The sequence below is a fragment of the Paracerasibacillus soli genome, assembly GCF_042432965.1.
Taxonomy (GTDB): Bacteria; Bacillota; Bacilli; order Bacillales; family Amphibacillaceae; genus Paracerasibacillus; species Paracerasibacillus soli.
Map to the genome: position 1 here is coordinate 127,365 of NZ_JBHLWL010000010.1, position 14,665 is coordinate 142,029.

General features: G+C 36.2%; 15 protein-coding genes. 2 read left to right on the plus strand and 13 right to left on the minus strand.

Annotation, left to right across the window (positions count from 1 at the left end; genetic code table 11):
- Positions 1-35: 35 nt before the first annotated feature.
- The gene (gene secDF / locus ACFFIS_RS03305; RefSeq protein ID WP_390186137.1) at positions 36-2,294 is read right to left on the minus strand and encodes a protein translocase subunit SecDF; all 2,259 of its coding nucleotides are present in this window, start codon (positions 2,292-2,294) and stop codon (positions 36-38) included.
- A 35-nt stretch (positions 2,295-2,329) separates the two neighbouring features.
- The gene (locus tag ACFFIS_RS03310; protein ID WP_390186138.1) at positions 2,330-2,623 is read right to left on the minus strand and encodes a post-transcriptional regulator; all 294 of its coding nucleotides are present in this window, start codon (positions 2,621-2,623) and stop codon (positions 2,330-2,332) included.
- 120 nt (positions 2,624-2,743) lie between these two features.
- Between ACFFIS_RS03310 and spoVB the strand changes: the two genes are divergently transcribed.
- On the plus strand, positions 2,744-4,297 hold the full coding sequence (gene spoVB, locus ACFFIS_RS03315) for a stage V sporulation protein B (protein ID WP_390186139.1): 1,554 nt from the start codon (positions 2,744-2,746) through the stop codon (positions 4,295-4,297).
- Between the two features lie 320 nt (positions 4,298-4,617).
- Positions 4,618-4,989, plus strand: a complete 372-nt coding sequence (locus ACFFIS_RS03320) for a TIGR04086 family membrane protein (RefSeq protein ID WP_320379288.1) — start codon at positions 4,618-4,620, stop codon at positions 4,987-4,989.
- A gap of 80 nt (positions 4,990-5,069) precedes the next feature.
- Here the strand turns inward: ACFFIS_RS03320 and yajC are convergent, their stop codons facing one another.
- The 11 genes from yajC to obgE form a co-directional block, all read right to left on the minus strand.
- On the minus strand, positions 5,070-5,336 hold the full coding sequence (gene yajC / locus ACFFIS_RS03325) for a preprotein translocase subunit YajC (RefSeq protein ID WP_320379289.1): 267 nt from the start codon (positions 5,334-5,336) through the stop codon (positions 5,070-5,072).
- Positions 5,337-5,353: 17 nt separating this feature from the next.
- Positions 5,354-6,493: a tRNA guanosine(34) transglycosylase Tgt gene (tgt, locus tag ACFFIS_RS03330; RefSeq protein WP_320379290.1), complete on the minus strand. Its 1,140-nt coding sequence runs from the start codon at positions 6,491-6,493 to the stop codon at positions 5,354-5,356.
- 38 nt (positions 6,494-6,531) lie between these two features.
- Positions 6,532-7,557 carry a tRNA preQ1(34) S-adenosylmethionine ribosyltransferase-isomerase QueA gene (queA, locus tag ACFFIS_RS03335; RefSeq protein WP_320379291.1) on the minus strand — a complete coding sequence of 342 codons (1,026 nt, stop codon included), beginning with the start codon at positions 7,555-7,557 and terminating at the stop codon, positions 6,532-6,534.
- A 22-nt stretch (positions 7,558-7,579) separates the two neighbouring features.
- Positions 7,580-7,777 carry a DUF2905 domain-containing protein gene (locus ACFFIS_RS03340; protein WP_320379292.1) on the minus strand — a complete coding sequence of 66 codons (198 nt, stop codon included), beginning with the start codon at positions 7,775-7,777 and terminating at the stop codon, positions 7,580-7,582.
- A gap of 2 nt (positions 7,778-7,779) precedes the next feature.
- The gene (ruvB, locus tag ACFFIS_RS03345; RefSeq protein ID WP_320379293.1) at positions 7,780-8,778 is read right to left on the minus strand and encodes a Holliday junction branch migration DNA helicase RuvB; all 999 of its coding nucleotides are present in this window, start codon (positions 8,776-8,778) and stop codon (positions 7,780-7,782) included.
- 19 nt (positions 8,779-8,797) lie between these two features.
- Positions 8,798-9,400: a Holliday junction branch migration protein RuvA gene (gene ruvA / locus ACFFIS_RS03350; protein WP_390186142.1), complete on the minus strand. Its 603-nt coding sequence runs from the start codon at positions 9,398-9,400 to the stop codon at positions 8,798-8,800.
- Between the two features lie 162 nt (positions 9,401-9,562).
- The gene (locus ACFFIS_RS03355) at positions 9,563-10,294 is read right to left on the minus strand and encodes a YebC/PmpR family DNA-binding transcriptional regulator (protein ID WP_390186143.1); all 732 of its coding nucleotides are present in this window, start codon (positions 10,292-10,294) and stop codon (positions 9,563-9,565) included.
- 76 nt (positions 10,295-10,370) lie between these two features.
- Entirely contained in the window at positions 10,371-10,910 is a 540-nt protein-coding gene (locus ACFFIS_RS03360) for a YhcN/YlaJ family sporulation lipoprotein (protein ID WP_390186145.1), read from the minus strand.
- 66 nt (positions 10,911-10,976) lie between these two features.
- The gene (gene nadE, locus ACFFIS_RS03365; protein ID WP_390186147.1) at positions 10,977-11,720 is read right to left on the minus strand and encodes an NAD(+) synthase; all 744 of its coding nucleotides are present in this window, start codon (positions 11,718-11,720) and stop codon (positions 10,977-10,979) included.
- 502 nt (positions 11,721-12,222) lie between these two features.
- Complete coding sequence (gene safA, locus ACFFIS_RS03370; protein ID WP_390186148.1) at positions 12,223-13,194, minus strand: SafA/ExsA family spore coat assembly protein; 972 nt, start codon at positions 13,192-13,194, stop codon at positions 12,223-12,225.
- A gap of 187 nt (positions 13,195-13,381) precedes the next feature.
- Positions 13,382-14,662 (minus strand): GTPase ObgE, encoded by a 1,281-nt coding sequence (obgE, locus tag ACFFIS_RS03375; RefSeq protein ID WP_390186150.1) that lies wholly within the window; start codon positions 14,660-14,662, stop codon positions 13,382-13,384.
- Between the last annotated feature and the right edge of the window lie 3 nt (positions 14,663-14,665).

Below are 14,665 nucleotides of genomic sequence, written 5' to 3' on the forward strand. Positions count from 1 at the left end.
GCATTCCTAACAAATGGAGGAATGCTGCTTTTGTATTAAACTTGAGGTCCTTCAACCCTTTTTTTCTTTCTGAAGTCAACCGGGCGCTTTTTGATCATCTTCCCTCTCCAAATTAGCCATAATTGACTAGCGAGGAATAATGATGAATATGTTCCCATAATCAATCCAATTGCTAAAGCAAAGGCAAATGGTTGGATGGACTGTGCACCTAAAATCATGAACGCTAATACTGCTAATAACGTCGTAAGAGATGTAGCAATACTTCTTGTAAAGGTTTGAAGTAAACTATTATTAACAACTCTTGCTAATTCCTTAACAGACTTAATTTGTCGATTTTCTTTCTGTAAGTTTTCTCTTATTCGGTCAAAGGTTACAATCGTATCATTGATTGAGTAACCGACAATTGTTAATATCGCAGCCACAATCGTGACATCAAACTCCATCCTCGTAATACTAAAGAATACGAGCATGAAAAATGCATCATGCACGAGTGCAATAATCGCAGTTATTCCAAAGAAAAACTCAAAGCGTATTGTGACATAAATAATCATTCCTATTATCGCAATACCGACTGCATATAAAGCATTTTTTACAAGTTCTTGTCCAACAATTGGAGAGACGACACTAACGTTAGGCTCAACACCCATTTTATCCTGAAAATACTGTTTCACTTCTTTGATCTTATCATCGGATAAAACTGTATCAAATCGAGATACTGCAATATTATTATTATCGCCTGATAAAATGATTGATTTCGCCTTTACACCTAGTGTGTCAAAGTCTTTTTCAATTTCTTCCGTGTTAATAGCGTCATTAGCCATCACTTCAATTCTTGAACCACTCGTAAAGTCAATACCAGGATTTAACTTAAATATGAGTAATGAGATAATCCCTAAAATAATCATAATGGATGACGCTGTGATAAATTTATACTTATGTTGTACAACATCAATGTTGCGATTAAGAAACTTGGCTTCTTTCGGTTCTTTTTCTTTAATATCGCGTATTGATTCCTTTTTCACACCAAACCAACCTGGACGTTTCTTAAGGAACGGGCTATTAATCCATAGTTGTAATAAAAGCCTTGTACCATATACTGCTGTGATAAAGCTGACAAATATACTAACAATAAGCATTGTCGCAAACCCTTTAACAGAACTAGTACCGAATATAAATAAAATACCAGCAGCTAATAACGTTGTTAAGTTGGCATCAATAATAGAGGAAAGTGAATTTTTCGTTCCAGCTTTAAAGGAAGAACGCAGCGATTTTCCTGACCTCATCTCTTCTTTAATCCGCTCAAATGTAATAACGTTCGCATCAACAGCCATTCCGACACCAAGAATTAATGCCGCAATACCCGGTAATGTTAATACACCATGCATTAAACGGAAGACTAATAAAATCAAAAAGATATAAATCGTTAAATTGATGCTTGCAATAGCACCTGGAAAACGATAAACAAGCAACATAAATAAATATACAAGTGCTATGCCCACAAATCCTGCAAAAATCGTTTTATTTAAAGCTTGTTCACCAAACTGTGCTCCAACAGATGTAGAGTACATTTCTTTCATGTTTACAGGTAAAGATCCCGCATTTATAATATCCGCTAAATATTTTGCTTCATCTACCGTAAACTGACCTTCAATCATCACGTTTGTCGTATTCAATGTTTGGCTTACAGCAGGTGCAGAAACATATTTATGGTCAGCTTTTGTTGCTTCCTTCTGATAAGAATCCCCCTCATCATAATCCATCCAAATGACCAATAGATTATTGGGCGTTCCCATATTTTTAATTTTAGTTGTCACATCTGCAAATTTTGAAGCACTTTTTAAGGACAATGTTACAATTGGCTGATGTGTATCAGGATGGAAGTCTTGTTTCGCACTGCCCTCTTTCACATCTGCTCCATCTAATAATTTGTTATCATTCACATCTCGAAATGATAATCTAGCTGAAGTTGCTAGCATATCACGAGCTTGCTGTTGATCTTTAATTCCCGCCAACTGTACCCTAATACGATCTTCACCTTCAATATCAATGACAGATTCGCTAATACCAAGACGGTTAACCCGGTCATTCAAGGTACGCACTGTACCTTCCAACAAGTCACGCGTAATTTTTTGATCTTTATCTACTGGTTCAACTTCATAAAGGATTTCGAATCCACCTTGTAAGTCTAAACCGAGATTAATATTTTTAACGATACCTTTTATCGTGCCACTAATCGTTCCCGCAAAAACTAAAACGATTAGGAAAAAGGCAATGATTCTGCCTCTATTTTTCATATACCATTTCCTCCTCTAACTCCAACTGCACACTTTTATAAATTTGACCCAGTAAGAGCTGCGATTGAAGATGCCAAATCTTCATCAGCTTGATAAGCATTCACCGTTATGTAACTCATATATGTTGTCGTAGACAAATGAAAAATATCTTGTACAATTTCAAACAATCTTTTTTCAGGGTTCCCTTTCCACACCTTCTTTACTAAGCAACTCCAAATTTCCTCGGGTGTTGCTCGTGGATAACCGATTAAATGGAATTCAGTAGTTTTACTTTCCAGAATAACTTTCATTTCACTTTTCCAATCGTTTACTGTCCTTTTTTCGTCCAAGCCTAGCCCCCCGTTTCCAAGCATATTATATTTTACCAAACTTGTCATGCTTGGCCTCATCTATTGCATATATATCATTGTATATGAAATTTTATTTTTTGAGAAGGCAGGTTAACCATATTGTCGAAACAAACTTTTCTTCAAGGAACATTGATATTAATTTTTGCTGGTATGATTACACGCTTCCTCGGCTTTATCAATCGCCTAGTCATCGCAAGATTAATGGGTGAAGAAGGTGTAGGTCTATACATGATGGCTCTACCAACTTTATTTTTGATTATGGCATTAACTCAAATGGGACTCCCTGTAGCAATATCAAAGCGCGTTGCTGAGGCAGAAGCACAACATAATCAAGGAAAGGTAAAAAGAATTCTCATCGTATCATTAATCATTACAACTGTTTCGAGTCTTTTTTTTACGGTAGTCATGATTTTTGGAGCACCTTTCATCGCAAAAACATTATTAACTGATGAACGTACGATTTATCCTTTACTAGCCATTAGCCCGATTGTACCGATTATTGCTGTCTCTTCCGTTTTACGTGGTTACTTTCAAGGAAAGCAAAATATGAAACCACAAAGTTATTCACAAGTAATTGAACAAATTGTACGAATCACATGTGTGGCTCTATTTGTTAAAATCCTTTTACCATACGGAATTGAATTTGCTGCTGCTGGAGCAATGATCAGTGTCATCCTAGGCGAATTTACTTCGTTACTTTATATGGTTTACCAATTTAAGCATAAAAAAACAATCAAATTACGAACACGATTTTTCACCTATTTAAAGTCTAGTAAATCAACAGTAAAGGAACTATTTTCCATTGCCTTACCTAGTACAGGCAGCCGTATGATTGGGTCATTATCCCATTTTTTTGAGCCAATTATTGTTGCCCAAAGTTTAGCAATAGCTGGTATATCTGCGACACTCGCAACAAAACAATATGGTGAATTAACTGGTTATGTACTTCCGTTATTATTTCTACCAACTTTTATAACGCAATCTCTTTCCGTTGCACTTGTTCCATCAATTTCAGAAGCAGAAGCAGTTGCTAATAAAAGCCTTATTCATTACCGTATTCACCAGGCAATTCGTATTTCTTTTGCTTCTGGGGCAATCGCAACAGTTGTTCTCTCTTTATTTTCCGAGCAAATATTAACATATATGTACGGAACAGCAAACGCTAGTCAGTTTTTGATTCTTATGGCTCCATTTTTCATTTTACTCTATATTCAATCACCTTTACAAGCAACATTACAAGCACTCGATTTAGCAAAACCTGCTATGTGGAATAGTTTAATAGGTAATGTGATTAAATTCATTGTTCTCTTTACATTAGCTTCAAGCCCTAAATTCGGCATCATGGGCGTTGCCATCGCCATGCTTGTTGGTGTTGTTTTAGTTACTTTATTACATCTTGCAACTTTACAAAAAGCGATTCGTTTTTACATTCCAATCAAAGATCTCACAAAAATGTCTGCTCTTATACTTTTAACATGGCTAACCGCAAAATTTATCAAACAGTGGTTTACCCAAACAAATGAACATTTCCTTATTTTCATTGCTTGCTTAATTGTATTATGTATCGCATACCTATTATTTTTATTTTTGCTTCGATTCATTTCAAAGGAAGAATTGCAACAAATTCCATTTCTACAAAAATGGATACGATAACGTCAAACTCAATCAATCAGGTTTTCTACTCCCCAATTGATTGTATGCCGCAAAATTTGGGGTTTTACTAGTAGATCCAGCATTTTTCACTTTTTATGCTGCGAGAATGTTTAAAGTGAGTTTGACACAACAAGTTAACCTCATAAAAAAATGAACTTAGTTTTATTATGAATAGCACGTCTTTTTTTAAAACGAATGAATAAGCTATCAATAAGTATGTGTTCAAAACAGAATAGCACATAAACAAACATAATCATGTCACTTTTTCACCATGTATTTTGAACACTCTTTATCATGATTAATTAAAGGGGATGGATCAATTGCGACAACAATTTATCGGATTAATGTATGGTTGGATTGTAATTTTCGGACTTATCCTTTGTGCAAGTACTGTTTTAGCTTTGTTACTTAGATTTACTACGTTTAATGATCCTACACTTTCCTGGGTTACATTAAGTGTCGGATTCATCGCATTATTCTTCGGAGGACTTATTGCTGGAATGAAAGGAAAATCAAAGGGTTGGATGATAGGTATGTTTACTGGGTTAGGATTTACTGTCCTTACATTTTTAGTTCAATACTTAGGATACAAACACGGTTTTTCAATCGAACAGACGCTTCATCATACAGGTTATATTTTAGCTGCATTAATTGGTGGGGTTATAGGTGTAAATACCGTTGCTCCAAAATAATGGTTAAAAAAGCTACTTATACCAAATAAACTTAAATCAAAAAATAGGATGTCCAATATTGGACATCCTATTCATTTCATCTACTCAGATTTCACTTCACGGATAGCTGCACGGTCATATGTAAGTTTTGTACCGTCGTCACCTTGAATAACAATTGTGTTTTCATCCATTGCGTGAATAATACCGTGAAATCCACCAATTGTTACAATAGCATCGCCTTTTTTCAAATTATCTTGCATTGTACGTACTTGCTTTTGACGCTTTTGTTGCGGACGGATTAGCAAGAAATAAAAAATAACGACCATTAACACTAACATAATAATCGGACTAAATAATTGTGGATCCATTCATATACACTCCTTTCTTAAAAATTTTTCGCATTCGGTTTATTAAAACCATATTGCTCAAAGAATGCTTCTCTAAAATCGCCAAGTCGATCTTCTTTAATAGCTTCTCGTACTTGCTCCATTAATTTTAACAGAAAATATAAGTTATGATAAGTAGTAAGTCTAAATCCGAATGTTTCGTTACATTTCATTAAGTGTCTAATGTATGCACGCGAGTAATTTTTACAAGCATAACAATCACAATGCTCATCAATAGGACGGAAGTCACGCGCATATTTAGCGTTTCGAATAACTAATCTACCTTCAGAAGTCATGCATGTCCCATTACGCGCTATTCTAGTTGGTAGCACGCAGTCAAACATATCAATACCTCGGATTGCACCATCAATTAGTGAATCCGGTGAACCGACTCCCATCAAATATCGTGGCTTATTAGTCGGTAAATGTGGAGTAGTAAAATCTAGTACACGATTCATTACTTCTTTTGGCTCACCTACAGACAAGCCCCCAACTGCATAGCCTGGAAAATCTAGTGAAGTTAGATCTGCTGCACTTTGTTTACGTAAATCTTCATATTCACCACCCTGCACAATCCCAAACAATCCTTGTACATCTTTTCTTTCATGAGCCTGTAAACAACGTTCTGCCCAACGTGAAGTGCGTTCAACAGAGTTCTTCATATATTCATATGAAGCAGGATAAGGTGGACATTCATCAAATGCCATCATGATGTCAGAACTGAGTGCATTTTGAATGTGCATTGCTTTTTCAGGTGTAAGGAATAACTTTTCACCACTTAAGTGATTCCTAAAATGCACACCTTCTTCTTCAATTTCACGCATATCACTTAAACTAAATACTTGGAAACCACCTGAATCGGTTAAGATTGCACCATCCCAATTCATAAATTTATGCAGTCCGCCCGCTTCACGAATAATTTCTTCGCCAGGTCGTAACCAAAGGTGATATGTGTTGCTTAATATTATTTTTGCATTCATATCATGTAAATCTTCTGGACTCATTGTTTTAACTGTAGCTAACGTTCCTACCGGCATAAAGATTGGTGTTTCAAATGAACCATGCGGTGTTGTTACCCTTCCTAGTCTTGCACCTGTTTGTTTACATGTTTTGATTAGTTCATATTTAATAGGTTGCATATAATCCCTTTCCTTTTCCCTAGATGTGCGTATATCTCCTATATAATGAGCATGGCATCTCCAAAACTAAAAAATCGATAACGCTCTTGAACCGCCTCGTGATAAGCAGATAAAACCGCTTCCTTTCCAGCAATTGCGCTTATAAGCATAATGAGAGTAGATTTTGGCAAATGAAAGTTCGTAATTAAACCATCGATTGCTTTTACCTCATAAGGTGGATAAATAAAGATATCCGTCCAACCACTTGCTTCTTGAAATGTACCATAATCTCTTATAATCGTTTCTAATGTTCTTGTTGAAGTGGTCCCAACCGAGATAATTCTCCCACCGTTTTCTCTTACTTGGTTTAATGTGTCGGCTGTCTCTTTTGTTATCCGATAAAACTCCGAATGCATCTTATGGTCATCAATAGATTCAACACTTACCGGACGAAACGTACCTAAGCCAACATGTAATGTAATAAATGCAATTGTTACACCCATTGCTTTAATTTCTTCTAAAAGCTCTGTTGTGAAATGAAGCCCTGCTGTTGGAGCCGCCGCTGAACCTTGTTCCTTCGCATAAACGGTTTGATAACGCTCTTTTTCTGGTAACTGTTCTTTAATATATGGCGGTAACGGCATTTCACCAAGCTCGTCCAATACTTCATAAAATATCCCGTTATAGGAAAACTCTAATATTCTTCCCCCGTGTTCTTGAACTTCTGAACAAGTTGCTGTTAATTTTCCATCGCCAAATTTTAACGTTGTCCCTACTTTTACACGTTTAGCGGGTTTCACGAGAACTTCCCAACGATCACCCTCTATTTGATGTAATAGCAACACTTCAATTTTTGCACCTGTATCTTCTTTTACACCATATAAGCGCGCAGGTAATACACGTGTATCGTTTAATACAAGACAATCTCCTTTTCGTAAATAGTTTGTGATATCACGAAAATGTTCATGTTCCACTTCTTTTGTATCACGATGAAGCACGAGTAAACGGGATGCCGTCCGGTCTTGTAAAGGTGTTTGTGCAATCAATTCTTCCGGTAAATCAAAATCAAAATCTTCAACTTTCATATTAAAATCTCCTTGCATTTTCTCATCTAAATTTGCCTAAAACAAAAAAGATTAGAGACAAAATAATACTAATAATAATAGATGTCATGATTGGAAAATAAAACGTAACATTCCCTTTTTTAAAGGTTATATCTCCTGGAAGTTTGCCAATAAATGTCCAAATTACCCCGACAATTAAAAAGACAATGCCAAGTATAATAAATAGTTTCCCTACATTCATTTTTATTCATTCGCTTTCAATCCAAAATGTTCGAATGCTTTATGTGTTACTATTCTTCCCCTAGGCGTCCGCTGAATAAACCCAATTTGTAACAAATATGGTTCATATACATCTTCTATTGTTTGTGGTTCTTCTCCTATCGTTGCAGCAATTGTATCTAAACCTACTGGACCACCATTAAAGTTTTCAATAATCCCTTTTAAAAATTTATGGTCAATATGGTCCAGTCCAACTTCATCTACCTGCAGCATACTTAGAGCCAAACTTGTCATGTCTAAACTAATTTTGTCTTCCCCTTTTACTTGGGAAATATCACGAATTCGTTTTAATAAGCGATTAGCAATTCTTGGTGTTCCTCTCGAACGTCGAGCAATTTCCATCGCTGCTTCCTTTGTTATCGATGTATGAAAGATTTCCGCTGTTCGTTCAACAATGGCACATAAGTCTTTCGGTTCATAATACTCTAAACGACTAAGAACGCCAAAACGATCTCGTAAGGGTGCTGTAAGTAAACCTGCTCTCGTTGTTGCACCTACTAATGTAAATGGTGGAAGATCGATTCTTACAGACCTGGCACTAGGACCTTGCCCTATGACAATATCAATAAAGAAATCTTCCATAGCTGGATATAACACTTCTTCAACAGACCGCGGTAATCGGTGTACTTCATCAATAAAAAGGACATCGCCTGGTTCTAGCGATGATAATATTGCAGCTAAATCACCTGCTCTTTCAATAGATGGACCAGACGTTGTTCTAAACTGCACGCCCATCTCATTGGCAATAATTGCTGCTAATGTCGTTTTACCTAACCCTGGAGGTCCGTATAATAACACGTGATCTAAAGGTTCATGCCGCATTTTAGCAGCTTCTATAAAAATTTTTAAGTTCTCCTTTACCTTATGTTGTCCAATATATTGACTTAAAGTCGTTGGACGTAAACTTAGCTCAACAATGGCATCTTCATCACATTGATCACCTGTTACCATTCGTTCTTCCATACCAGTTTACACCTCCCAACTATTTTGTAAGTAATGCCAGTGCTTTACGAATTAATACATCCGTATGTTCATTTTCTTCTTTTTGTAATATCGGTAAAACTCGTTTAATTTCATTGTCTTTGTAACCAAGTGCTTTTAATGCTTCTTGTGTCTCACGGATATTCTCAGCATGATGAGATTGGCTTTCTTGTTGCTCAACCGTTTGCTCATTTGTAGATAATAGTGATATTAATTTTCCTTTTAAATCTAAAATAATTTGTCGTGATGTTTTCTTTCCAATTCCAGGAAAACTAGTTAAAAATTTATCATCTTCGCGTTCAATAGCAGCGACAAAATCAGGTATATTTACAGAACCCATCATTGCAAGTGCACTTTTAGGACCTATTCCCGAGACAGAAATAAGTTTCATAAATAAATACTTCTCATCTTCATTTTTAAATCCATATAAAACTTGTAAATCCTCTCGAACATGCATATATGTAAATACCTTAAGTCGCTGTTTTTCATAATTAGAAAAAATAAATGGATTTGGACAAAATATTTCATAGCCGATTCCTTGTACGTCCACGATAATCGACTCATCTAAAATTGACATTAAGTCCCCTTCAATATACGCAATCATCTCTTCTTCTCCCTTTACAGTCCTAATTTCTATTCTATCACAACTCTTCAATTTCCGTACAATGTGCTGACTAAAACATGTATAGTGGTGAGCACTAAGGACAAATTAAAACTTCCATTTTTAATTTAATGGAAGTTTTAATTCGACAGTCGAAAATAACACTTATTCTGCACTATTCATATTATGATAAATATCTTGAACATCTTCATCATCTTCAAGCATTTCAATTAAATGATTCAACTTTTCTGCATCATCTGAGGAAACGTCATTGTAATTTTGAGGAATTAATGTTACTTCCGCTTCTTCTAATTCATAGCCTTTATTTTGTAAATAGAGGCAAACCTCGTCAAAGTTGGAAGGTGTTGTATATATTTCATATGCCCCATCTTCTGTAACAATATCATCGGCACCTGCCTCTATTGCCTCTAATGTGATATCATCTTCATCTATTTTTTCATCTTCATTCACAATCAAAATATATCCTTTGCGGTCAAACATAAACGAAACACTACCCGTTTCACCTAAGTTTCCACCATTTTTCTTAAATGCATGCCTTACTTCTGCAGCTGTACGGTTACGATTATCCGTCAAAACTTGAACAATAACAGCTACACCACCAGGGCCATACCCTTCGTACGTAACCTCTTCGTAGCTTGCACCGTCTAACATACCGGTTGCCTTTTTAATCGCCCGTTCAATATTATCATTTGGCATATTATCTGCCTTCGCTTTATCTACCACTGCCCGAAGTGCGGCATTCGTATCAAGGTCTCCTCCCCCTTGTTTGGCAGCTATATAAATATTTTTAGCATGCCTCATGAAGATTTTACCACGTTTTGCATCTTGTGCGTTTTTTCTTCTTTGTATATTTTTCCACTTGGAATGACCAGCCATTGGACATTCTCCTCTCAAAAAATTTCCTACTTTACTATATCAAAATTTTTTTGAGATATAAAGTTGCAAGTAATATTTACTTTTCATCTTTAAATTTATCTAACATGTCGTTTATATTCATATTTGGATTAGCGCGATGTTTGGACTGTATATTTCTCATCCTATCCCAGTGCGTATCATCCGTATAAACAATAACGTTTTTATTATGGGGGTTTAATTTTTGAACTTCATCGCTTATTCTTTTCGCTATGTCATGATCTTGTTGGTGTCGATATCTTAATAAAACACCAATGACAATTTTATCATCGGTTGACGCTACTTGTGCTTGCTTTATATCTTTCATCCCTTGTAAATGATCTTGTATTTTTTTTGATTCCTCGTTTGTAAAGGCGTCTGTGAAGCCACGTTTTTGATCACTTCGACTAAATTGATAATCTCCTTCAGTAAACTCTTGACGTTCTGTATGATTATTTTGACTGCGCATATCTTGTTCTTTCTTCGTCTCATATCGTACTGGCTGTGTTCTTTTTACATCTTGCTCAGCTTCTGGCTTTTTTTGATCAGAACACCCAATCAAAAGCATACTTACAACAACCATCCACATCCATTTACGCATAATAATAACCTCCCTTATCCATAGTTTGGATTAGGAAGGTCTTTTTAGACATGGTAAAAATTCCGTTTAATCTTCTTTTAAATGACACTGTGCAGGTGTATGTCTTTTATGTTCAGTTCTTTTATGCATGTTTTCAATTATCGCTTTGTCTTGCTCTGGAATTTGTTTTCCTTGTAAATAAGCATCAATCACATCATATGTTGTTCCCATTTCCGCCTCATCCGTTTGTCCTTCCCATAAATCTGCACTCGGTTTCTTTTCAATTACTTCATGTGGCACCCCAAGATAAGCTGCCATTTCACGTACCTCACCTTTTGTTAAATCGATGATAGGCAATAGGTCTACACCACCATCACCAAATTTTGTAAAGTAACCAGTATGCCATTCTGCAGCATTGTCTGTACCCACAACCAAATAATTATAATTTGTCGCGACTGTATAAAGAGTACTCATCCTTAATCGAGCTCTTAAATTAGCATCCGCCATTCGTTCATGTTCTTTAATAACATCTGCTGTTCCGATTGCTTTCTGTATCGTATGGAACATCAGATGATGGGCTTCCGTTAAATCAACAATTTTTTCCGTCATTTTAGACGTTCGTGTCACTTCTTTTGCGTGTTGAATATCAACAGGATTACTGTTTATCGGCATAATAACCCCTATGGAATTGTTTGGAAATGCACGTTTAATTAAAAATGCTACAACTGCAGAATCCAGTCCTCCACTAACGCCTACAACTAAACCTTTAGTTCCTGATTCTTTTACTTTAGTTTGCAACCAATGTACAATTTTATCTACTTGTTTTTCCATTTGCAAACGCTCCTTTTACTAATAGCTTCACTCTCGTACAGCAATCTATATAATAAATGAAATTTCGATTGCTATTCATCTTGACTTGCATATTATTATCTAAGTAACTTACTATTACTTGAATTTGTCGTAGCACATCTTACATCATACATATAAAAAGTAGTAAATTTAAAGCAAAAAGATTTGAAGCCTATGTATATCTTGACTGCTCAAGGAGAACTTTTCATCCTAAGCTCAATTTGAATAAGATTCTCCACTTTTCTTCATGTTTATTTTACCTTACGTAAATGGAGAAGAAAACTATTTTAAGTAAATTTACCATGTAATGAATATAATTTTTAAAATATATGCTTATATCATTTCCTCATTGAATTTACTTTCACAAGCCACCAAAAGGTTTGTTAAATATATACTTTACTTTTTAAGTGAAAAGCATACGAAATACTTATATCTAGAAAAAGAAAAGAGACGATCATTAGGCTTGTCGTCTCTTCTTAAATGATTATTCATTTTCATTTTTCTCTTCTTCATCGTCTTTGCGATATGGAGAAAACCCTGGCGGTGTTGGATAGAAATTTGTTTGGAATTGAGATTGCGGAGGATATGTGTGCATTTGTGATTGTTCTGGTGGTTGCTGCATAAGACTGCCATGGGAATGGGAATGTGGCAATGAAGTTGGATGATTTACGACTCCAACATTTGCTTCTCCACAACCACAGTCGCCTCCTCCTTGCATTGGTACTGGCATCGGTTGCCCTTGCCACTTATGAAATGGTGCAAAATGCATCGGATCCATCAATGGCATTGGGGCTTCACATGGCATCGGGACCGGTACAGACCATTGGTGTTGACAAGGATGCATCATTAAACAGCAAAATGGCATTTGCGGTAGCATAGGCATTGGTGTATATGGCATTGGTACCGGTGCTGGTGCTGGCTGTGCAACAGGCTTTTGCTCTTTCTTTGGTTTCTCCTTCTTTTTCACTGGCTTTTTTTCAACCTTTTCCTCTTTTGGGTGATGATGAATAGGTATTTCCGGAAAATTAATCGTCGTATAATTTTTCATTTCCTGCTCCATAATTGGCATTTGCATAATAGGTTGTAATGGCATTTGTGGTATCACTGGTGTTTCAGGTACTTGTTGTATTGGTGGTAATTCTGGTGCTGGTGGTTTTGGCATTTGCAAAGAAGGCGATTCAATTTGCACTTCTTTTTTCTTTTTATGATCATCAGGTTGAATTACTGGTTGCGGATGAATAGGAACCTCTTTATATGGTGTCTTTACTTGTTCTTTCTTCTGTGTTTCTTTCTTTACATGTTTTGCGGTACCCGGCACCTTAATTTTCATACCAGGCATAATCATATCAGGACTCGATATTTGTGTATTCATGCTTTTTAACTCTTCAAAATCAACACCATATTTTTTTGCAATATCCCACAATGTATCGCCTTTTTGTACGATATGAATTCTCAACGTCATCTAATCTCCTTTCCATCTCTCTTGTATGGGCTAATCACTCTATATCAACATATGCGACTGCACATTAAAAGTTGAACCATTATTTCATGAATTCATTACAAAAGAAAAAGACCCCTCATTTTTATATCAAAAACGTCCTTCATAAAGGAACATTTTCGTCATGAAAGGTCTATATTTCAATTCATTCCACAAATTCAAACTCAAAATCAAGTATTCGAACAGTATCGCCATCTTTCGCACCACGTTTACGTAATGCTTCATCTACGCCCATTCCTCGTAATTGTCTAGCAAATCTTTGTACAGCTTCATCACGTGTAATGTCTGTCATTTTAAATAACTTCTCTAATTTTTCACCTGATAAAATAAATGTTCCTTCTGAATCACGGTTGATGATGAATGGTTCTGCCTCTTCTACAAACTTGTAGACAACACTATCTTCCTGTTTAATTTCTACTTTACGTTTTGGTGTCTTGTCCAATAAGTCAGCAATGGCGAATAGCAATGCGCGTAAGCCATCACGCGTTACTGCTGAAATGGAATAAATAGGGATATCATGATTTAATTTTTGTTTAAATACTTTAAGGTTTTCTTCCGCTTCTGGCATATCCATTTTATTCGCTACTATAATTTGTGGCCGGTCTAATATGTCTTGGTCATAAGCTTTTAACTCTACATTTATTTTCGTATAATCTTCGTACGGTTCTCTACCTTCTGTTCCCGCCATATCTATCACATGTAAAATAATTCGTGTCCTTTCAACATGGCGCAAGAACTGATGTCCTAAACCGACTCCTTCATGCGCACCTTCAATTAATCCAGGTAAATCCGCCATTACAAAACTCCGATGATCACCAGTCTCAACTACACCCAAATTAGGTGCTAGTGTCGTAAAATGATAATCAGCAATTTTCGGTTTTGCAGCACTTACAACCGACAGTAAAGTAGATTTCCCTACACTTGGAAAGCCAACTAAACCAACATCTGCAATGACTTTTAACTCTACACGAATATTTCTTTCTATCCCCGGCTCACCATTTTCTGCAAAATCAGGTGCAGGGTTTTTGGATGTTGCAAAGCGAATATTTCCTCGACCACCTCTACCACCTCTTGCTATTACCGCTTCCTGGCCATGCTCAGTTAAATCAGCTATTAACAGATCATCCGCATCTTCATCAAATACAGTTGTGCCAGGTGGTACTGGGACAATTAAAGGTGATGAATTTTTTCCGTGCATACTTTTACTCATCCCATTTTCGCCACGTTTTGCCTTGAAATGCCGATTATAACGAAAATCCATTAAAGTATTTAATCCTTCATCTACTTTAAAAATGACATCTCCACCGTCTCCGCCGTCACCTCCAGCTGGTCCACCGAGTGGTTCATATTTTTCACGCCGGTAGGCAACCATACCATTCCCGCCATCGCCAGCCTTCACATATACTCTAACTTGATCTACAAACATTCT

What these genes read in the sequence shown, in the direction of transcription:
- ACFFIS_RS03355 (WP_390186143.1), bottom strand. Translation starts at nt 10,294, where the DNA reads ATGGCTGGTCATTCCAAGTGGAAAAATATACAAAGAAGAAAAAACGCA.
- obgE (WP_390186150.1), bottom strand. Translation starts at nt 14,662, where the DNA reads ATGTTTGTAGATCAAGTTAGAGTATATGTGAAGGCTGGCGATGGCGGG.
- ACFFIS_RS03340 (WP_320379292.1), bottom strand. Translation starts at nt 7,777, where the DNA reads ATGAATGTAGGGAAACTATTTATTATACTTGGCATTGTCTTTTTAATT.
- secDF (WP_390186137.1), bottom strand. Translation starts at nt 2,294, where the DNA reads ATGAAAAATAGAGGCAGAATCATTGCCTTTTTCCTAATCGTTTTAGTT.
- ruvA (WP_390186142.1), bottom strand. Translation starts at nt 9,400, where the DNA reads ATGATTGCGTATATTGAAGGGGACTTAATGTCAATTTTAGATGAGTCG.
- ACFFIS_RS03360 (WP_390186145.1), bottom strand. Translation starts at nt 10,910, where the DNA reads ATGCGTAAATGGATGTGGATGGTTGTTGTAAGTATGCTTTTGATTGGG.
- tgt (WP_320379290.1), bottom strand. Translation starts at nt 6,493, where the DNA reads ATGCAACCTATTAAATATGAACTAATCAAAACATGTAAACAAACAGGT.
- nadE (WP_390186147.1), bottom strand. Translation starts at nt 11,720, where the DNA reads ATGGAAAAACAAGTAGATAAAATTGTACATTGGTTGCAAACTAAAGTA.
- yajC (WP_320379289.1), bottom strand. Translation starts at nt 5,336, where the DNA reads ATGGATCCACAATTATTTAGTCCGATTATTATGTTAGTGTTAATGGTC.
- queA (WP_320379291.1), bottom strand. Translation starts at nt 7,557, where the DNA reads ATGAAAGTTGAAGATTTTGATTTTGATTTACCGGAAGAATTGATTGCA.
- ruvB (WP_320379293.1), bottom strand. Translation starts at nt 8,778, where the DNA reads ATGGAAGAACGAATGGTAACAGGTGATCAATGTGATGAAGATGCCATT.